Genomic DNA, 18,810 nt, shown 5'->3' with positions numbered 1-18,810 from the left:
AGCTAGGATAATCCTAGCTTTCTTTTTTTCTACTCAAATATTCTCTCGTTGCTAAATTAGCTGCCAAATAATTACCAGCAATCGCACAGAGAAAGCCCCCCACCATGGTTGCCAACAAATATATTGATAACATCACATAATTTCCATTTTGAAATAGTTTGTACGAATCTGCAGTAAAAGTAGAAAAAGTTGTGTAAGCTCCCAGTAATCCAGTCGTCAGGGACAGAACCGTATTGGCTTTCAGATGAAATTTATCATGCAAATAATGGATCAATAATGGTAATAAGAAAGCTCCAGTCAGATTGACAAATAATGTTCCCCAAGGGAAACCAGAACTAACAGTGAACAGTAAACCTATCAAATATCGTAAACTTCCACCGATTGAAGCGCCGACAAAGATAATCAAAAACGTATAAAACTTTTTCATAAGGCATCCCTCTGAATTTAATATCAATTAAGCATACCAAAAAAGAGGCCATCTTTCGACGACCTCTTGGCGATTACAATACGAGACTTAATAGGAGAACCCCGATAATTCCTACTACGGAAATAACGGTTTCCAAAACTGTCCAAGTAAGTAATGTTTCTTTAATTGTTAAGTCAAAATATTCTCTGAACATCCAGAATCCGGCATCATTAACGTGTGATGCAGCTAGTGAACCGGCTCCGACTGCTAATACCATCAAGGCTGGATTTACTCCGGCTGACTGCATTAGTGGAAGAACTAATCCGGCTGCTGTTAGTGAAGCAACTGTGGCTGATCCCAAGGCGATTCTTAGAACTACAGCAATCAACCATCCAAGGATAAGTGGTGACATATTTGTACCTGAGAACAAGTTCATTACGGCATCTCCAACTCCACCGTCAATTAAAACTTGTTTGAAGGCACCACCACCACCGATAACTAGTAGCAACATTGCAATTGATTTAACTGCTTCTTCAACTGTATGCATGATCTGTGGTGTCTTGAAACGACGTGCCCAACCCATTGTGTACATTGCGATCAATAACGAAATTGTCATTGAAATTGCTGGTGTACCAATAAAGGCGATGATTGAATCTAACGTTGTTGGGTTCTTTGGTAAATGGCCACCGTTGAATAACAATTGATAAATTGTTGTGATTGCCATCAAGAGAACTGGGAACAATGATGTAAGTACTGAAATTCCAAATCCAGGTGTTTCTTCAAGTTTAAATTCTTTTTGAGGACCAAGTGCTGACAGGTTTCCAGTTCTATCAAAAGCATCTGGAACAATTTTTTTAGCAACTTTGGTATACAAAGGTCCAGCGATAATAACGGCTGGAATCGCAACGATGATTCCGTATAGCAACACGTGACCAGCACTTGCACCAAGAACGGCACTGATGGCTGTTGGTGCTGGATGTGGTGGTAGGAATCCATGTGTTACTGAAAGTGCAGCTGCCATTGGAATTCCAAGATACATAATTGAAACTCCAGCTTCAATAGCAATTGCGAATACGATTGGAACTAACAGAACCATACCAACTTCGAAGAACAAAGCGATACCAATAATAAATGATGCTAAAACTATTGCTAATTGTAATCTCTTTTTACCGAATTTTTGGATCAGAGTGTGGGCAATTCGATATGCACCACCGGCATCAGCAACCAGCCTCCCGAGCATGGCACCGAAACCAAAGACAATCGATAATTCACCTAATTGACTACCGATACCGTCTTGAATACTAGTGGCAATTTTGGTCATTGGAATTCCAAGACCAACACCAACAGCAATCGACGTAACAACCAAGGATACAAAAGTATTTAACTTTACCTTGATAATTAAGAATAGTAACAAAGCAATTCCTAATACTAAGACAAGAAATGGCATAAGAAAATCCTCCCTAATTTAAGTAACCGTTTACATTTCGATTATTATTAAAACTCGTCCTGAGACGAGTTATTTTTCTTGGTGCTCTTTCATATGTTTCTTTTGGAACTCAGCGATACTCTTGTATTCTGGTGCCAAAACTTTTGATAAACGAATCCAAATTGGCAACAATTCACGATAAACTTCAAAATTGTTTTCATCTGGATGATGAACATTTGTAACGCCGACCATGTTTTTAACTTCAGATAAATCGTCGATATATCCCAATGAATACATCCCTAACACAGCTGCACCAAGACATGAACTTTCAAAACTTTCTGGAATAGTTACGTCTTGTTCAAAAATATCAGCTAACATTTGTCTCCAAAGTGATGAGCGGGCGAACCCACCAGTTGCCTGAATACTCTTAGGTTTTCCAGCAACACCTTCGATCATCAACATGACCATGTACAAGTTGTAGACGATACCTTCAAGCGCTGAACGAACCATGTGTGCACGGGTATGTTGACGAGTTAATCCGAAGAATGACCCACGAGCATATGCGTTCCAAATTGGTGCACGTTCTCCACCTAGATATGGATGGAACAATAATCCATCTGAACCGGCAGGAATCTTTTCTGCAATCTGTGTCAAAATATCATACGATGAAACTTGCATCTGTTCAGCAGTGATTTTTTCTGGACCGAATAATTGGTCACGGACCCAACGGAAGACGATACCACCATTATTTACTGGTCCACCGACGACCCATTTATCCTTGGTCAATGCATAACAGAACAATCTTCCATTTGGATCAACCACTGGTTTGTCGACAACAACACGTACAGCTCCTGATGTACCAATAGTTACCGCAACGACACCAGGGTCAATTGCGTTAACACCCAGGTTAGAAAGTACTCCATCACTAGCTCCAAAAACGAATGGAACATCTTGTTGGATGCCTAGTAATTCACCATAATTAGCATTGATACCCTTGATTGAATCAGTAGGTTCAACTAATTTTGGCAAACGACTTTCATCGATTTCGAGTAAATCCAAAGCTTGTTTTTCCCACTTCAAATCGAAGATATTGAACATTCCAGTAGCTGAAGCGATTGAATATTCCATCTGATAAACTCCGAATAAACGGAAGAATACATATGTTTTTAAATCAATAAATTTTTTAGCTTTGTTATAAAGATCTGGCTTTTCATTTTTTAACCACAACATTTTTGAAAGTGGTGCCATTGGATGGATAGGTGTACCTGTCTTAAGGTAAATCTCTTGTCCGAGTCCATTTTCTTTTAACTCTTCACTATATTTTGCTGCACGGTTATCTGCCCATGTGATTGCACGAGTCATTGGTTTATCGTTTTCGTCCATCAAAATCAAACTATGCATAGCTGATGAGAAAGAAACTCCCTTTAATTCACCAGGTTTAACATTACCTTTACGCATAACTTGACCAAGAACTTCAACGACGGCGTCAAAAATATCTTCGGGATCTTCTTCAGCCATATCAGGTGTATCTTGATACAATTGATAACCTTTATTAGCGTATGCAATTACTTTTCCATTCATGTCGTACAAAACACTCTTTGTACTAGTTGTACCAATATCTGCACCGATCATATAATCCATAAGAAGTTCCTCCTACTTCTTTTCGACGTCATGTCCGCCGAACTCATTTCTTAGAGCTGCAACAACTTTTCCTGTGAAAGTGTCATCTTCCATTGAGCGATATCTCATCATAAGCGATAAAGCAATAACTGGAGTTGGAACTTGGAGCTTGAGCGCTTCATCAAGTGTCCATTTACCTTCACCTGAAGAATGCATAACACCCTTGATTGCTTCTAAATCTGGATCCTTTGAGAAAGCTGATTGTGCCAGTTCCATCAACCATCCGCGAATAACTGATCCGTTTGACCAAACTTTAGCGACAGCTTCGTTATCATAGTCGAATTCACTATGTTCCAAAACATCGAATCCTTCAGCAATTGACTGCATCATTCCGTATTCGATACCGTTGTGGACCATCTTTAGATAATGACCACTTCCGGCTTTACCAGTGTATAAATAGCCATCTTTTTGGGCGATATCTTCAAAAATGGGTTCGATAATTTTGAATGTGTCAGCGTCATCTCCACCGATCATGAAATTACCATCTTTGTTGGCACCACTCATACCACCTGAAGTTCCAGCATCGAAGAATTTGATTCCTTTTTCAGTCAAAATCTTATTGTGGCGAAGTGTATCTTCATAGAAAGTATTTCCACCGTCAATGACGATATCGTTCTCATCTAATAAGTTGCTCAAACTATCAATTGTCATGTTTGTAGGTTTACCAGCTGGCAACATTACCCAAACAATTTTTTGTGACTCAAGTTTGCTGACTGCTCCTTCAAGTGTGTCGGCAACTTCTGCACCTAGTCCTTTGGCTTCAGACTTTGCGTCTTCATTTAAGTCAAATGCGACGACCTCGTTGTTATTTCTAATTAGGTTCTCTGTAAGGTTAATTCCCATCTTACCTAAACCAATCATGGCTAATTTCATATTTTCCATCTCCTGTAATTGCTTTCAACATCTTTGATTATACGAAAATATTTTTCAACAATCAACTAATAATGTGAAAAAAGTTTTCCTAATATTAATTATGTGTTATTTTATAATTACGAGGAATAGAATTATGGCAAAGAATATAAACTATGTTATACAAAGCTATTATGAAAATTTAAAAGGTACATATAAGGATATTGCTGATTACTTATTAGACAACAGTTCCTTCAACTCTGGATTGACAATAAATGACCTTGCAAAAGATGCTGGAGTTTCAATTTCTTCTATATCTAGATTTGCAAAAATGTTGGGATTCAAGAATTTCCAGGACTTTAAACTTAGTCTGCTAACTTCAGACGAGACTGATCAAGGACTATTCCAAGACATAAAATCAACCGATAGTTATATGGAAATGACTCATAAAATTTTTAATGCAAATATTTCCACATTGAATGCTACCCAGCAGATCCTGACTGAGTCACAATTACGACAGGCGACTGACATTATCAACAATAGCAACTCAGTGGCGTTCTTTGGATTAGGTGCCTCATCCGTTGTAGCTCAAGATGGATTCCACAAATTTCTACGTTCAGACAAAAAGCCTTACTACACGACCGATTATCATATGCAGCTGATGCTGGCGACCAAAATGACCGATGACGATTGTGCTATCGTTATTTCCCATAGTGGAGAAAATAAAGATACTCTTGCGATAGTTAATGAGTTACGCAAAAATAATGTCAAAATCATTGGTATCACTAGTTACGGAAACTCCACTCTAACGAGTTTAGTAAATGTAGCGTTACTATCGATTTCTGAAGAAACTAATTATCAGAATGAAGCGTTGCATGCAATCATCGCCCAGATCAGTTTAGTTGATACATTGTTTATGATCACTGCAATCAAGGATGAAGCTCAGACTAGCACTGTATTCAAAGAAATTCGTAATACTATCAACATGACTAGAAAATCTAAGACAAACAAAAAGACCGAAACGTTATAGTTTCGATCTTTTTTTATTTCATAAATTTATTCCACCAATGAGGTTTCTTTTCATTGTTAACTTGCATATTAACTAATGTCTTCAAACTAGAATCCTTTTCAGACGATTGTTTAGCAGTTTCATCAGTGTTTGTTTCTTTTTCCTTTTTAGCTTTCGCAGCCCTAACTTGTTTCAAGTAAGCTTGATACTTCTCATCACTATCAGTACTACTTGATTTAGTCGTTGCAGCAGCCTTCTCGGTCGTAGACTTGGTAGCTTCCCCTGCTTCCAAAGTCTTGATTTTCTTATTCAGATTCTTAATGATTTTTTCCTGTTGATCAACATTGGCACGTAATTCTTTGATTGTGTTTTCCAAGTTAGCAACTTGTGCGTTATGTGTGCCGTTACTCTTACTTGAAACTTGTGTCTCCGTTGCTGCTGAAACAGGATAAATCTGTTTAGCTGCAGATTCCAAAGTCATTTTAGGACCATGGCCAAGTTCAACCATTTTGTTGAAGTCATCCAAATTTTTCTGTGTATATAAGCGATTATTTTGTTTGTTACGTTCAAAGTAACCACTATTCTTTGTTGAATGTTCAACAATCAATGAATATTTACGAAGTGTTGCTACACTAATACCTAACATTTCGGCAGCTTGTGCCGGAGTTAAAAATTTATTAGTTTTTTTGTTAGTCAAGACCATTCCCCCAAGCTGTTTCGTCAACTCAATTATAAAAATAATAACTGAGTATATCAATAAATAAAAGTTTTAATGGAAAATTATTGAAAATTATTATATTGTAAATCCACTCGTTATACAATTTTGAGTAAAAATTCGTTATAATAGGTGTAAATACATCCATAGGGGTCAGAGTCATGAAGAGGAATAAACAGCTATTTAAATCTGCACTGTTAATCGCATTACTAGCACTCGCCGTACCGACGACCGTAGTAAATGCTGCAACTGCGCCCACTAACATTAGTGAGTCAAGCGTTGCTCAACCAACGGCCGACACTAATGCAACGACTAGTTACACTACTTCAGAACTGAATGCTGCCAAGGCATATCAAGCAACCTACCAAAAGTTAGTTGCCTCCGACTCACCTACAAACATTTACGATACCACACCAGTATTGACCGGGTCATTCGAACCTGGCGTTATGAATAAAAGTGCGATTTCTCAAATTGTATCATGGATAAACTATTATCGCTCACTTTCTAGTTTACCAGCTGTGACAGAAAATGCCACCACTGACCGACCAGCTCAAATTTCTGCCTCCGTTATGGCGGCAGCACAATCAACTCCATATTTACCACAACATGGTTTGAAAAATACTACGAAACCAGATAACGTTTCTGATTTAACTTGGAATCAAGCTGTATACGGCTCGACATACAGCAATCTATACTTCGGTTTTCCAACATCATTAGGTTCACCGATACGTGAATTGATGCTCGATAACACTAACACCGAAGGATTGAATGCTGGACACAGAGGCTGGTTCCTTTCTCCATTTCTAACTAGTGTTGGCGTCGGATCAGCCACTTCATCAACTGGTCGTTTATACGAAAACATTTTCGTAGTCAATCCAATGGATGGTTACCGCGTTGCTACTAATCACGTTGTAACTTATCCGGGTAGTGGAATGTTCCCTGTCGAGGAATTGCAAGCCGACAATGGTACAACTCAAATTCCATGGTCAATTGCATTCGCAACTCAAAAGGACATTGTTAACGGTACAACTAGCATAACGGTCGAAAACTTGAGTGATGGTACTAAGGGAACTGTTGAACCAAGTTACAATGGTAACGGTGGCTATTGCAATACATTAGTAACTTTCCTTCCACCGGCTACGCTTACAGTTAACAGTCACTCGCAATATCGTGTTACAATTAGTGGTCTAAGCTCAGAAACAACACCAAGTTTCACGTATACTTTTAAAACCTTCTCAGAAAAGGGATCAGGAGTGGATGGAACAGTGATCGATAACGCTTCAACAGCAACAGATGCAACAACTGAAACAGCTCAAAACGTAATTAATACAAAATAATTTATAAAGCCGACTCAGTCGGCTTTTCTTTGGTGTATAATCCTTCTTAACAGAAAAGAGGTACAAGTATTGTCAAGTTCAACCATATTGAGTAATTTTGTCATCATACTCATTACTTTTATATTCGCATTCTTCTGTGTCGCAGCCGAGTTCGCCCTCGTACAGACACGTAGTAGCCAATTGGAAGATGCAATCGAAAAAGGCGAAGGCAACATTAAGAAATTAAAACGTGCATTGAAAATGGTCAACAATCTAAACGAATACTTATCGACTACACAGGTTGGTACTAGTATTGCGGGTATTGTTTTAGGGTGGATCGGTGAAGGAACCATCGAATATCTATTAGTAGACTTCTTTGGGATCATTCACCTTTCAAATGGCGGTAATGGCCTACATATTTTAGGCTCAGTTATCGGTGTTCTTCTACTAACATACTTCGAAGTTGTCCTAACAGAAATCGTTCCAAAGAACATTTCTATCGATATGCCACTCCAAATGTTGATGCTAGTAGTTACGCCATTGCGTGCGTTCCACATTGCAGTATACCCATTCGTTTGGTTACTGAATGTTTCATCATCTGGAATAATCCGCTTAGTTGGATTAAAACCAGCTGATTCTGAGAATGAAGTATTCTCACAGTCAGAAATCCTCAACCTTTCAAAATCGTCAGTAAATGGTGGCGATATGGATCAAAACGATGTCTTGTTCATGCAACGTGCCTTCGAATTGAATGATAAAGTTGCTAAAGATATCATGGTCGACAGAACAAGTTTGTATGTTGTCGACATTACCGATAAGGTCAATGATGTCATCAAAGATTACCTACAACAAGGTTTCTCCAGATTCCCAGTTGTAGCAGATAATGATAAAGATAAAATTTTAGGATACGTATATGCCTACGATATCGTTCGTCAAAATCAAGTAGACGGCGACATCGGAATATCTCGTATTTTAAGATCAGTTAATACAGTTCCAGAAACAATGCCAATTCAAGATATACTTTCCAAAATGATCAAGAAACAGACACCAATCGTCATCGTAGTCGATGAATACGGTGGGACAAGTGGTATCGTTACCGATAAAGATATTTACGAGGAATTATTTGGTACCGTTAAAGATGAGATCGACGTTGTTTCCGATGAATACATCATCAAAAACGAAGACAAATCGTATAACGTTTCAGGTAAAACAACTTTGTATGATTTTGAAAGATACTTCAAGACTGATATCAAAGCATTCCAAGAATCAGATATCATTACCATTGGTGGTTATATACTTGAGAAATTCCCTAATATCAAACAAGATTCAGAGTTTGATTTAGATAATTTCCACTTCAGAGTTGCCGAATTCGATCATGGATTCGCTAACTGGTTCAAGGTTACTGTTGATAATGAAGAAGTCGCTCGACAAGATAATTTGGCTTCTTTGACTACTATTGATGATTTGAAAGATGATGATTCTGATAAGTAGTCTTCATTCCGGTTCCGATTCCAGTATTTAATCGATTATTTTAAGGAACGTATGTCGCCTTTGGCGCATACGCAACCGTTGAAATGTTGGCTACGCCAACAAACAACTGAGGAAGGGAACGCCCTGGGCATAATTTCGAGCCAGACTTCGTCTGTCTTGAAACTTAGCCTTGTTGTAACTGTGCTTCGCACACTAACAACAACGTCAGGGCTGAGCCCAAATCGTTTTTCTTCCTCCATCTCGATAGTAAATGTATTAATTTGAATAGAAAATACGAAGGATAGGAACATTTTTATATGTTCCTATCCTTTTTTTGTACTATTTTTCTTCTTTCGTATGATCAATATAATTCAGTAGGTTCTTTTCTACTTCTCTATCTTCGAAATATAGATCATCATATATCCTATCTTTATCGATCCCTAATTTTTCAATTATGATTTCCCAAATAATTTCTTTCTGTTGCTGGGCAATTGATTCACCATAATCAAATGTATCCATGCCTGATTTATAACTCGACAGTGAGAACTGAGCTATCAAATCTTGAAAGTGTGGTGATTCGTCAAATTCATTTATCTGATCGTGTAATTCATCATAATTAAAACTTTTCTTTTGTATTTCTTCGATATGTTCATCAAACATTGCCATGAACCACTTTTGAGGGTATTCTGTTGGCTTTCTTTTTTGATTTCCAAAAATACGTTTTCTTGGTCTTCCATATGTCCTTGCGTTTTGTTCAGTATTAAAGTCCCGCACCCAGTTCGATATTGTCTTTGGGGTGAAAATTGCCTTATTGTAGGCTAAAGATTTCTGCATATCGTTCACTGTATAGTAAGAATCCATAATCAAAATCCCCGATTCATTTAAAAATTCCATCACATATGAACATATTGTATTACAAAATCCCCTTTGATATTATCGATTTGTTTCAAAAAACAAATTTATTTATTTTGATATTTTGAGAAAAATACGTGGGGAGATTTAGTTATGGAAAAAATAAAATCAATTTTTAAATATGGAATTTCTTTAAGTTTCAAACAATACATCTCAATAGTCTCAATACTAGGAACATGGGTGATTTTACAGGTCACAATTCCAAATCTAATTAATATCTTTAAAACCATCGCATTGTCTGGTTTTGCTTACATGTCGATTGGTGAATTTCTAAAATTGTTTATTCGCGATATCCTGTGGATTTTAGCGCTAATCGTGAATGACATCTTTTATCCATGGACAAAAGATTGGTTCTGCAACTTGCCACTAGTAGAAAGACTTTACCGCGGACATCAACGTTGGTTGCAATCATTCAAAACATCAGTAGGAAACTCAGTTTCAACTTATAAAAATACAAATTACGATGTGAAAAGTTTTTATAACGTTAAACAAGGAACCAGCGGATCATTAACAGCAGACTATGCTTATTCTACGAAATCGAGAGATTCAAAAATCAACAATACGTTATTCAGAATCTTCAGAGAAGCAGCACTGTGGATGGTAAGATTTTTCCTACTATTTGGAATCTGGTTCATTTCCTTTGTTCTAGGTTTTATAGCAGTCCCAGTAATATTAGGACGTACAGAAAATATTGGAAATACTGGTAATGCACAAAATAATTAAACAACAAATCCCACATCTACTAACAAGATGTGGGATTTTTGGATAACAAAAAACCTCATTCAAATCTATTGAATGAGGTAGAGTTTATATTTTATAGTGTGAAAGCTGCAAATTGTTTGCGACGAATAGTAAAAGAAAATGTGCAAAACACGAATACCTAGAAAGCAGCCTAATCTTAATCCAGGTAAAAACTAATTCGTAGGGCAGGCTTTCCGGGGGCCAAGCCGCGAAATTATTGTTAGCTCGCCAAAGGGCGAGATTACAATAAGGTTGATTCTGCAGACCGCCCTTTGGCTGCAGAACAACCCGCAGCGTCCACGCCCCCGGAAAGCCTAACTGCAGAATGGCAGTTAAGCACTAGCCTTGTCAAAATCCACAATAACTACACTGCTATCGATCGTCTCAAAATCATTTTTAAACACGATCAATTGTGTCTTAGGATTTACGGCCAACTTAATACCTGGCTTCAAAAAGTCATCAGCACTTTGTTTGAAGTAAATAGTACCAAGGTCACTATCAAGCTTGATAGCATAATCGGATACATCAGCATCCTTATCAACGGCAATAATACGGAATTTTGTAACCAAAGCACAGTTACCTTCATCTGAGTATTGTCCCAAGCCATCGTCCAAATCTAGTAGTAAAGTTTTGTCAGCATAAGCTTGTAATTTTTCTTTAGCTTCTGGAGTTATTTCAATTTTCATATCTATCTCTCCTCTTCATCAATTATATTTGTATTTCCCGGTACTTCCCCAATCAATAATGCTCAAGACGAACATCATAATCAGAATAGAAATATAGTTTGTGAAAATACCGTTGAGTATATTATACAAAACATCCTTGACTCCGTACTCTACGTTGCTTGTGATGTATGTAGCAACCGGATAGTAGATAAATACTAATACGATGGCCAGAAGTATTGATGCACAGATACCGACGGTTCCAATATGGTGAAGAAAGAGCATATTAGAGCCGACTTTCAACCTTAGCCTAAACGCTAATAAGATAAATAATATTGCGGCAACAAGAATTATTGTTTTCACAATCCCTCTTATTTGCTTGATATTTTGTAAAGCTGAATTGATGGGGCCAATATTATCATTAACTATTTGATCCATAATTCCTTTATTACTGGATAACGTTTCGTCGATTTCTGGACCAATATTCAATCCTTGAGCTTTTGATTCACTCTTGAGATTGTCGCCAATCGTACCCAAAATGGCATCCCCTGTAGTCAATTTAGGGTTCCCATCGTACAATTCATCAACTGAAGTATTAATGATTTTTTTAACTTCGCTCTTGCTCAATGTTGTTGCGGAAAGATTATTGATTGGTGAGTAGCTATTTACTAAACTTCCTAATTTTTGATTAGTATAGTTTCGAATCAAGGCTACGTTGTTATCGTTTGTCAAAACTCTTTTTACGTATGATCCATCAAGTACAGTCGATAAAGTTATCCCCATAAAAACCATTACCATCAGGCATCCTGACAGCAAAAATATGGTAAATCCATGTCGCTTGTATCCTGTTTTGCTCATTTTTTAATTCTCCAAAGCTAATTTAGCGATTTCTAAAGGTTTATTGACGATCCAATCTGACTTAGCATTGCTTAATTCGTCATATTCCCCGAAACCGTACGTAACTCCAATTGCCTTTAGATTATTCTTGTGAGCCCCCACGATATCACTGCTACGGTCCCCTACCATAACAAGATTATCTGAATTCAAATTAACTGATGTTTTGTTGATACCATAAGAAATAACGTCTTCTTTAAGTGATCTGGAAACATCGTCGTCACTGGCACCAAACACGTGTCGGACGTATTGTTTCATATCTAACATATCGATAATTTTTTTTGCATGAACTTCTGGCTTAGATGTTGCAACGAAAATTTCTTTATCTTCGTGCTTCAATTCTTCCAACATTTCATAAACGCCATCAATAACGGTCAGTTCTTTCCAGCCTTCGACGTCATAATATTCACGGAATTTTTTAACTCGTTTCATGCCTTCAGGAGTATTCACATCAATATTGTCAAATTTCTTAAAGGTTGTACTAAAAGTTGGTCCGATGAATTTTCTTAGAGTGTTGTCGTCGTGAGGTACATAGCCTAAAGTATTGTTATACATATACTTGAGACCTTTCATAATACCTTTTTCGGAATTCACTAGAGTTCCATCTAAATCGAAAAATAAATTATTCAAAAATAAGTCATCCTTTTATGTTAGATTTGAAGTAGTAGTTAGAGTATAAGACATTTGAACTAAAAATGCCTAGACAATTTACTGTAGGTTAACAAATGATAAAAATTAAAAAGCCAGAAAATTATACTGACCTTGAAACTGGGCTTACTTCACAGCAGGTCCAAGATAAAACTAAACAAGGTCTCACAAACATTCAAATTAAAAAGTTATCTCGTTCGATACCACAGATTTTAGCTGATAATATCCTGACACTTTTCAACTTTCTTAACTTGGTCATCGCCCTTTTGATTGCCTGGACGGGTTCTTACCGGAATCTATTTTTCCTCGGACCCGTGCTAGCCAACATTATTATTGGTAGTTATCAGCAGATTCGTTCCAAACTGACTATCGATAAAATAAACTTGGTCAATGAACAAGACTTTACCACGATTCGTGATGGAAAAGAAAGTAAGGTGCATATTGAAGATTTAGTTCAAGACGATATTGTCTTACTTAAGCGTGGAAACACCATCCCTGCTGACGGAATTATTCGGTCAACAAATGGTCTCCAAACTAATGAATCCAGTATCACAGGTGAATCTGACACGATTGAAAAGCAAATTGACGATCCGGTTTATTCCGGAAGTTTTGCAGTTGCTGGTTTAGCTAAAGTTCAGCTGACACAAGTTGGTATGAACAGCTTCGTATCCAAATTGTCTAATGCTGTTAGTCGTGAAAAAGGTTCAGATAGTGTCTTGATGAAAATCATCAATAACATTATTAAGATTTTAACATATACCATCGTACCAATTGGATTATTGCTGTTTTTCCGTTCATTCTTAAAAAATGGAAATATCAGTGCCTCAATTTTGGGTACATCAGCGTCTGTCATCGGTATGATTCCCGAAGGACTAGTGGTGCTGACTTCCGTTGCCCTCGCTACAGGTGCGTACAATCTTAGTAGAAAACGTATCTTAGTACGTTCTTTGAATGCCATCGAGACATTAGCTCGAGTTGATACCCTCTGCTTGGATAAAACTGGTACTATCACCACTGGTAAATTAACAGTTAAAAAAGTTTTGACGCAGAATGGTGCTTCAGAAAACTTTGTCAAACAGATAGCATCAAAAATCGTTGAAGTAACGCAAGAGACAAACGCGACGGCACAAGCGATCAATAATTTAAAGATTGAGCCTCTTGCTGATAAAGTCCACGAAATATTACCGTTTTCTTCTGAAACAAAATATTCAGGATACATTTCAGAATCAGGCATCAGATACACTATGGGAGCTCCAGAATTCATTATCGATTCCCCCACAGCTGAAGTTAAGCAAGCAGTTGAGCAAGCGGCTGAAAAAGGATTCCGTGTGATTGCTGTTTTGAAACAAGAGAATTCTAAACAAAGTCTTCAAGGATTAATTTTGATTTCAGACCAGGTCCGTCGCCAGGCTAAAAACACTTTTGAATATCTAAAAATTCAAGGTATCGACTTGAAAATCATCTCCGGTGATAATCCTGTCACAGTCGCAAACGTTGCCACACAAGCGGGTATCGATACCACTGATAGCTATGTCGACATGAGTACTATCGACGACGACACAGATTTCAAAGAACTGGTCAAAAAATATAAAGTCTTCGGCCGAGTTCGTCCCAGTCAAAAGTCTGACTTGATCAAAGCCATGCAGGATAATGGATTGACCGTCGGTATGACTGGTGATGGTGTCAACGATGTTTTGGCAATGCGCCAATCAGATTGTAGTATCGCAATCGCTGGTGAAAGTGACGCTGCAGAAGCCAGTGCCGACTTCGTTTTATTGAATAGAAATTTCGACTCAATGATCTACATGCTCAACGAAGGACGTCGAGTTATAAATAATGTTGAAAGAGTCGCATCTTTATACTTGATAAAAACTATCTATTCAGTAGTACTTTCGATATTCTTTATCTTCATCGGTACAGGATACCCATTTGAGCCTTCACAGCTCACTCCGGTAAATGCACTAACAGTTGGTATCCCTACCTTCATTCTTGCCTTAGAGCCAAATTACAGGCCACCAGCAGGAAGATTTATGCGAAACGTAATGGAAATTGCTCTGCCAGCTGCGATTTGCAACATCATTTTGATCATGACCATCAATTTGATCAGTGGTTGGGCACATCTCAATTACGCAACAACTTCAACAATGTCCGTTTTTGGAATCGGAATTATCGGCTACTGTGCGTTGCTTTCGATCAGCAAGCCTTTGATAATCCGTAAGAGGGTTATGATTGGTACGTCTTTTGTATTGTTCTTGGTCGCTTTTATATTCTCTGAAAAGTTGTTTGGATTGCAGAGTATTTTGAATCTTAATTATACTTTCGTTTACATTTCGATTTTCTTGGTTGCTTGGCCTTTGTTTATGTTTATGCGTGAGGTTTTTGGCCGACGGGTATTTTCTAAGATTAATTGGAAGTAGGTTGGTGTACTGCCGATTACGGAAGAAAATAAATTTTTCGGGCTGTGACGTGGTGGACGTCACTTGGAGCTAATTGCAGAGTACGCAATCATCTTCAAGCTGAGTCTTATTCTAAGCGTGCTTCGCACACTAAGAATAATGTCACCACTTAGCCCAAAATTTATTTTCTTCCTCCATCTAGTTGGGTGGATAACGCTAATCTTCATTTTTTTTGGAGTTCTATGGTAAAAACGAGTCTGAAAACTTTCTGTTTTCAGACTCGTTTTATTTTTGGGCATCATCTGGGATCGATGCCCTTTTCATCTTTATAAAATCATCTATATTTGTTGTTTAATTATCTTTTTGATCATCCAAAAAGTCTTCTAGTAATGCTTTATCACGTTCTGAAACTATGTAATTGGTCTTCTCTTTATCCCAGTCGTAATATCCTTTTCCTGTTTTCATTCCCAGATTGCCATTCTTAGCATTTTCACTCAGTGTCTTATTGGCCTCGGTGTCATTGTCTAGATCTTTCAACAAGTATGAGCTGATATTATTGAAAACATCTAATCCTCCCAAGTCTGCACTCATGATTGGTCCTAAAATGCTCCAGCGTCTTCCCAAACTGTATTTGACTATATCGTCTACTGTTTGCGGATCTGCGATTCCTTCTTCGACAATATGCAGTGCTTCTCGTATCACGGCTAATTGGATTCTATTTCCAACAAACCCTAAGGACTCTTTTTTCAGCGCTGCTGGGTGTTTGCCGATTTTTTTCATTAACTGATATGTTAATTTTATAGTGCTGTCTGAAGTTTCCTTGCCGGGAACTATTTCTACTAACGGCATTAAATGGGCAGGGTTCCAGAAATGTGCTACTAAAAATCTGTCCTTATTTTTCAAAACTGATTGAATTTCTGTTGGACTCAGGCCTGATGTATTGGTAGCTAAAATTGTTTCGTCTGAAACATATACTTCAACTTCTGTCCAAACTGTCTGCTTTATTTTTAAATTTTCGACAATTGATTCGATGATGAAATCTGCGTCTTTTAAGCCTTCTTTATAGCTAGTAAACGTTGAAATGCGTTCCAACACTTGTTTGACTTCTTCGTCTGTTAAATAGTTTGCTTCGTGGAGTGTTTTTAAATCTGCTTTGATCAAGTCTAATCCATGCTGCAATGCGGCATCATTTTGGTCGATCATATGTACTGGATATCCGGCAATGGCAAACTGCATGGCTGTTGCGTGTCCCATTGTTCCAGCTCCGATATTTCCAATGATTTTTACGTCTTCAAATTTCATAATTTCCACTTCCTAAACGATTTAGCCTCATCATATCATCAAAAGAGCTAATGATTCTTTCATAAAATTCCTGAAAAATCATTAGCTCTATTTTATTTGTTCAAATGTTCATGCCTTGCTTTTATCAATTTTTGATGGTGAATAGCTATTAAATCTTCAATTTTGAAATAACTATAAATCAATCCCACTGCTAACGTTGAGAACCCCGCTATGAAGGCATCTATACGGCCTTTTTTATTAAAGATCAATATGAACGTTACTATTAATAAAACAGTAAAGGCAATCTTAAAGGACATATATTTTTTATTATCATCCATATTCGTGCCTCGAATTTGCATTTCTCCGACACTCACTCGTTATCCCCTACATCATTGAGGCTATTATGGTAGCTTATACTTGATTTTTCAAACAAAACGCTGTTTTATGCAATAAAAAAAGTGATAATAATCTTTTTTGATCATCATCACTAAAATTGATTTTATAATTTGGTATATTTCTTTCTGATTTCAAACAAGGGACTGATTGATTCATCACTTTCAATCATTTCTATAGCGTCACCAACTAGGCCTGTAACTGATAAAATTGTTAACTTATCAAATTTACATTCGTCTGGCACAACGATTGAATCTGTAACAACGATTTCTTCCAAATCAGAGTTTTGTAATTTTTCAGCTGCTCCGTCTGAAAAAATTGGATGTGTAGCTGCAGCACGAATACTTGTTGCACCAGCAACTTTCAACGCGTGGGCACTATTGATCATTCTAGTACCAGTATCGATCAAGTCATCAACAATGACACAGACTTTACCGTCAACATCCCCAATAATATCAGGAACATTACTACTATCTTCTGATGAACGTTGGTCAACAATGGCAATTTGTGTACCAAAGACTTCAGCCAAGGCACGAGCACGTTTTGTTGAATTATGGTCAGGAGCAACAAAGACAACATCTTCTTTTGGAGCATCGATAGTATCTTTGAAGTAGCCAGCAAAAATAGGCATTGCACGAAGGTGATCAACAGGAATATCAAAGAATCCTTGAATTTGATCAGCATGCATATCAAGAGCAATCACACGGTCGACTTTACCCATTTCTAGCATATTTGCGAATAGCTTAGCTGAGATAGGTTCACGAGAACGTGACTTTCTATCTGAACGAGTATAAGCAAAGTATGGAAGTACACAAGTAATTTGACGAGTGCTGGCACGACGCAAAGCATCGACTGCAATCATTAATTCCATAAAGTTATCATTAACTGGATCTGAAACAGAGTGAATGATGTAAACATCCTTACCACGAATACTTTCGTTAATTTGGATATTGATTTCACCATCACTAAAATGGGATACAGATGAGTCAAGCAAAGGTATTCCCATATACTTTGAGATTCTTTCGGCAACAGGCTTGTTTCCGTTTAAAGCAAGTAAAGCAATTTTATCTAATGATCTATTAGACATAGTTTCCTCCAATTGATTTATAAAATAACAGGTGAGTTGATTGGCTTACTTTCGTCAGCAATCACTAACCCCATATCGTTATCTTCGAGATCTTTTCGACCATTACGAACAGGTGCTTGCATGACAATCGTAAACTTATAGTTCAATTTTACACTTAATTTGAGATATTCGTCCATTAAATAACCATCAATTTTACCATTTATATATAAATGATAATCTGGATAGCGTTTCATAACTTTTTCAACAACAGACAGATTATCTTGATTCTTAATTTGTGCAACCGTCAAAGCAACGCCAACACGTTCAGCAAAGTTTCCTAAAAACTTGTTTTTTTCGTCAGGTTTAACTTGCGGCTTACCAAAAATATTCTTTTTGATATAGTCTTCTACACTAGTCATTTGGTACCCCTTTCAAAATTAATGGAATAACTTCCCTTATTAGCCAATAAAATTGTATAATATTACTAAGGTTACGGACAGATAGTACGTCCAACAAAGAAAGGATGTGTTGATTATGGATGAAATGGTATTCTTTAACCCGGGTGACGCAATCGCCAACTCAAGAGACTTTGGAGAGGCAGTACGTGGCGCCCAAATTTATAAAGCAAAAGATCCTTATGAATCATCCTTAATTATCGCCGAAGATGCAACAAATAAAAAGAGCTTTGCAGTTTATTTCGCCTCAGACGAAAAAACCGAAGGCAAAGGCCCCAACGACGATAAAAGCGTTATTCCATATCATGTAAAGAAACGTATCTAATAATTTAGATATCTAAGTCTTTAAAAACAGTCTACAGGAAAAGGCATTTGTTGCAAATCAGACGATTTGCGCAAATGCCTTTTTTTAGTCTTGAATTTACAAGTCAACTGGAACACTTTTCTTTAAAAACCTCGAAAGTAGATTTCCAACCGAATATCTTTTTTGG

At 37.3% G+C, this 18,810-nt stretch carries 19 protein-coding genes; 6 read left to right on the top strand and 13 right to left on the bottom strand.

Features of this window, described 5'->3' with window-relative positions; translation table 11 throughout:
* Positions 1-13: 13 nt before the first annotated feature.
* The 4 genes from EKM63_RS02730 to gnd form a co-directional block, all read right to left on the bottom strand.
* Positions 14-427: a fluoride efflux transporter FluC gene (locus EKM63_RS02730; protein WP_125703493.1), complete on the bottom strand. Its 414-nt coding sequence runs from the start codon at positions 425-427 to the stop codon at positions 14-16.
* 73 nt (positions 428-500) lie between these two features.
* Positions 501-1,853, bottom strand: coding sequence for a gluconate:H+ symporter (locus EKM63_RS02725; protein ID WP_125703491.1), 1,353 nt, complete (start codon positions 1,851-1,853; stop codon positions 501-503).
* Positions 1,854-1,922: 69 nt separating this feature from the next.
* Positions 1,923-3,473 (bottom strand): gluconokinase, encoded by a 1,551-nt coding sequence (gntK, locus tag EKM63_RS02720; RefSeq protein WP_125703489.1) that lies wholly within the window; start codon positions 3,471-3,473, stop codon positions 1,923-1,925.
* A gap of 12 nt (positions 3,474-3,485) precedes the next feature.
* The gene (gene gnd, locus EKM63_RS02715) at positions 3,486-4,385 is read right to left on the bottom strand and encodes a phosphogluconate dehydrogenase (NAD(+)-dependent, decarboxylating) (protein ID WP_125703487.1); all 900 of its coding nucleotides are present in this window, start codon (positions 4,383-4,385) and stop codon (positions 3,486-3,488) included.
* Between the two features lie 133 nt (positions 4,386-4,518).
* On the opposite strand from gnd, the gene EKM63_RS02710 reads away from it, so the two are divergent.
* Positions 4,519-5,391, top strand: coding sequence for a MurR/RpiR family transcriptional regulator (locus EKM63_RS02710; RefSeq protein WP_125703485.1), 873 nt, complete (start codon positions 4,519-4,521; stop codon positions 5,389-5,391).
* 13 nt (positions 5,392-5,404) lie between these two features.
* Here the strand turns inward: EKM63_RS02710 and EKM63_RS02705 are convergent, their stop codons facing one another.
* On the bottom strand, positions 5,405-6,067 hold the full coding sequence (locus EKM63_RS02705; protein ID WP_125703483.1) for a MerR family transcriptional regulator: 663 nt from the start codon (positions 6,065-6,067) through the stop codon (positions 5,405-5,407).
* Positions 6,068-6,246: 179 nt separating this feature from the next.
* Here EKM63_RS02705 and EKM63_RS02700 point away from each other — a divergent pair, with 179 nt between their 5' ends.
* Both EKM63_RS02700 and EKM63_RS02695 read left to right on the top strand, forming a co-directional pair.
* Complete coding sequence (locus EKM63_RS02700; protein WP_125703481.1) at positions 6,247-7,422, top strand: CAP domain-containing protein; 1,176 nt, start codon at positions 6,247-6,249, stop codon at positions 7,420-7,422.
* Between the two features lie 69 nt (positions 7,423-7,491).
* Positions 7,492-8,892: a hemolysin family protein gene (locus EKM63_RS02695; protein ID WP_125703479.1), complete on the top strand. Its 1,401-nt coding sequence runs from the start codon at positions 7,492-7,494 to the stop codon at positions 8,890-8,892.
* A gap of 318 nt (positions 8,893-9,210) precedes the next feature.
* On the opposite strand, the gene EKM63_RS02690 is transcribed toward EKM63_RS02695, so the two are convergent.
* Positions 9,211-9,732 (bottom strand): hypothetical protein, encoded by a 522-nt coding sequence (locus EKM63_RS02690; protein WP_125703477.1) that lies wholly within the window; start codon positions 9,730-9,732, stop codon positions 9,211-9,213.
* Positions 9,733-9,876: 144 nt separating this feature from the next.
* On the opposite strand from EKM63_RS02690, the gene EKM63_RS02685 reads away from it, so the two are divergent.
* The gene (locus EKM63_RS02685; protein ID WP_125703475.1) at positions 9,877-10,506 is read left to right on the top strand and encodes a hypothetical protein; all 630 of its coding nucleotides are present in this window, start codon (positions 9,877-9,879) and stop codon (positions 10,504-10,506) included.
* Between the two features lie 350 nt (positions 10,507-10,856).
* Here the strand turns inward: EKM63_RS02685 and EKM63_RS02680 are convergent, their stop codons facing one another.
* Genes EKM63_RS02680 through EKM63_RS02670 form a run of 3 tightly spaced genes read right to left on the bottom strand, consistent with a single transcriptional unit; the run spans position 10,857 to position 12,710 of the window.
* Positions 10,857-11,210 carry an iron-sulfur cluster biosynthesis family protein gene (locus tag EKM63_RS02680; protein WP_125703473.1) on the bottom strand — a complete coding sequence of 118 codons (354 nt, stop codon included), beginning with the start codon at positions 11,208-11,210 and terminating at the stop codon, positions 10,857-10,859.
* Positions 11,211-11,228: 18 nt separating this feature from the next.
* Complete coding sequence (locus tag EKM63_RS02675) at positions 11,229-12,044, bottom strand: hypothetical protein (RefSeq protein ID WP_125703471.1); 816 nt, start codon at positions 12,042-12,044, stop codon at positions 11,229-11,231.
* A 3-nt stretch (positions 12,045-12,047) separates the two neighbouring features.
* Entirely contained in the window at positions 12,048-12,710 is a 663-nt protein-coding gene (locus EKM63_RS02670) for an HAD hydrolase-like protein (RefSeq protein ID WP_125703469.1), read from the bottom strand.
* Between the two features lie 95 nt (positions 12,711-12,805).
* On the opposite strand from EKM63_RS02670, the gene EKM63_RS02665 reads away from it, so the two are divergent.
* Positions 12,806-15,145 (top strand): HAD-IC family P-type ATPase, encoded by a 2,340-nt coding sequence (locus tag EKM63_RS02665; protein WP_125703467.1) that lies wholly within the window; start codon positions 12,806-12,808, stop codon positions 15,143-15,145.
* A gap of 330 nt (positions 15,146-15,475) precedes the next feature.
* Here EKM63_RS02665 and EKM63_RS02660 read toward each other — a convergent pair whose 3' ends face one another.
* From EKM63_RS02660 to EKM63_RS02645, 4 genes are all read right to left on the bottom strand, one after another.
* A complete protein-coding gene (locus EKM63_RS02660) occupies positions 15,476-16,426 on the bottom strand; it encodes a 3-hydroxyacyl-CoA dehydrogenase family protein (protein WP_125703465.1) in 951 nt (316 codons plus the stop codon).
* Between the two features lie 92 nt (positions 16,427-16,518).
* Positions 16,519-16,743, bottom strand: a complete 225-nt coding sequence (locus EKM63_RS02655; RefSeq protein ID WP_125703463.1) for a hypothetical protein — start codon at positions 16,741-16,743, stop codon at positions 16,519-16,521.
* A gap of 161 nt (positions 16,744-16,904) precedes the next feature.
* On the bottom strand, positions 16,905-17,885 hold the full coding sequence (locus EKM63_RS02650; protein ID WP_125703461.1) for a ribose-phosphate diphosphokinase: 981 nt from the start codon (positions 17,883-17,885) through the stop codon (positions 16,905-16,907).
* A gap of 17 nt (positions 17,886-17,902) precedes the next feature.
* Positions 17,903-18,283, bottom strand: a complete 381-nt coding sequence (locus EKM63_RS02645; protein WP_125703459.1) for a YueI family protein — start codon at positions 18,281-18,283, stop codon at positions 17,903-17,905.
* A gap of 115 nt (positions 18,284-18,398) precedes the next feature.
* On the opposite strand from EKM63_RS02645, the gene EKM63_RS02640 reads away from it, so the two are divergent.
* Entirely contained in the window at positions 18,399-18,644 is a 246-nt protein-coding gene (locus tag EKM63_RS02640; RefSeq protein ID WP_125703457.1) for a hypothetical protein, read from the top strand.
* Positions 18,645-18,810: the final 166 nt, after the last annotated feature.

The organism is Companilactobacillus mishanensis (genome assembly GCF_003946505.1).
Classification (GTDB): domain Bacteria; phylum Bacillota; class Bacilli; order Lactobacillales; family Lactobacillaceae; genus Companilactobacillus; species Companilactobacillus mishanensis.
The sequence above is the reverse complement of the archived record's forward strand: the minus strand, read 5'-3'. Positions and strand labels throughout refer to the sequence as shown.

Bases quoted from the DNA above. Each gene is read 5' to 3' on its own strand.
- EKM63_RS02730 (WP_125703493.1), bottom strand. From the start codon at position 427: ATGAAAAAGTTTTATACGTTTTTGATTATCTTTGTCGGCGCTTCAATC.
- EKM63_RS02725 (WP_125703491.1), bottom strand. From the start codon at position 1,853: ATGCCATTTCTTGTCTTAGTATTAGGAATTGCTTTGTTACTATTCTTA.
- gntK (WP_125703489.1), bottom strand. From the start codon at position 3,473: ATGGATTATATGATCGGTGCAGATATTGGTACAACTAGTACAAAGAGT.
- gnd (WP_125703487.1), bottom strand. From the start codon at position 4,385: ATGAAATTAGCCATGATTGGTTTAGGTAAGATGGGAATTAACCTTACA.
- EKM63_RS02710 (WP_125703485.1), top strand. From the start codon at position 4,519: ATGGCAAAGAATATAAACTATGTTATACAAAGCTATTATGAAAATTTA.
- EKM63_RS02700 (WP_125703481.1), top strand. From the start codon at position 6,247: ATGAAGAGGAATAAACAGCTATTTAAATCTGCACTGTTAATCGCATTA.
- EKM63_RS02690 (WP_125703477.1), bottom strand. From the start codon at position 9,732: ATGGATTCTTACTATACAGTGAACGATATGCAGAAATCTTTAGCCTAC.
- EKM63_RS02685 (WP_125703475.1), top strand. From the start codon at position 9,877: ATGGAAAAAATAAAATCAATTTTTAAATATGGAATTTCTTTAAGTTTC.
- EKM63_RS02680 (WP_125703473.1), bottom strand. From the start codon at position 11,210: ATGAAAATTGAAATAACTCCAGAAGCTAAAGAAAAATTACAAGCTTAT.
- EKM63_RS02675 (WP_125703471.1), bottom strand. From the start codon at position 12,044: ATGAGCAAAACAGGATACAAGCGACATGGATTTACCATATTTTTGCTG.
- EKM63_RS02665 (WP_125703467.1), top strand. From the start codon at position 12,806: ATGATAAAAATTAAAAAGCCAGAAAATTATACTGACCTTGAAACTGGG.
- EKM63_RS02660 (WP_125703465.1), bottom strand. From the start codon at position 16,426: ATGAAATTTGAAGACGTAAAAATCATTGGAAATATCGGAGCTGGAACA.
- EKM63_RS02655 (WP_125703463.1), bottom strand. From the start codon at position 16,743: ATGGATGATAATAAAAAATATATGTCCTTTAAGATTGCCTTTACTGTT.
- EKM63_RS02650 (WP_125703461.1), bottom strand. From the start codon at position 17,885: ATGTCTAATAGATCATTAGATAAAATTGCTTTACTTGCTTTAAACGGA.
- EKM63_RS02645 (WP_125703459.1), bottom strand. From the start codon at position 18,283: ATGACTAGTGTAGAAGACTATATCAAAAAGAATATTTTTGGTAAGCCG.
- EKM63_RS02640 (WP_125703457.1), top strand. From the start codon at position 18,399: ATGGATGAAATGGTATTCTTTAACCCGGGTGACGCAATCGCCAACTCA.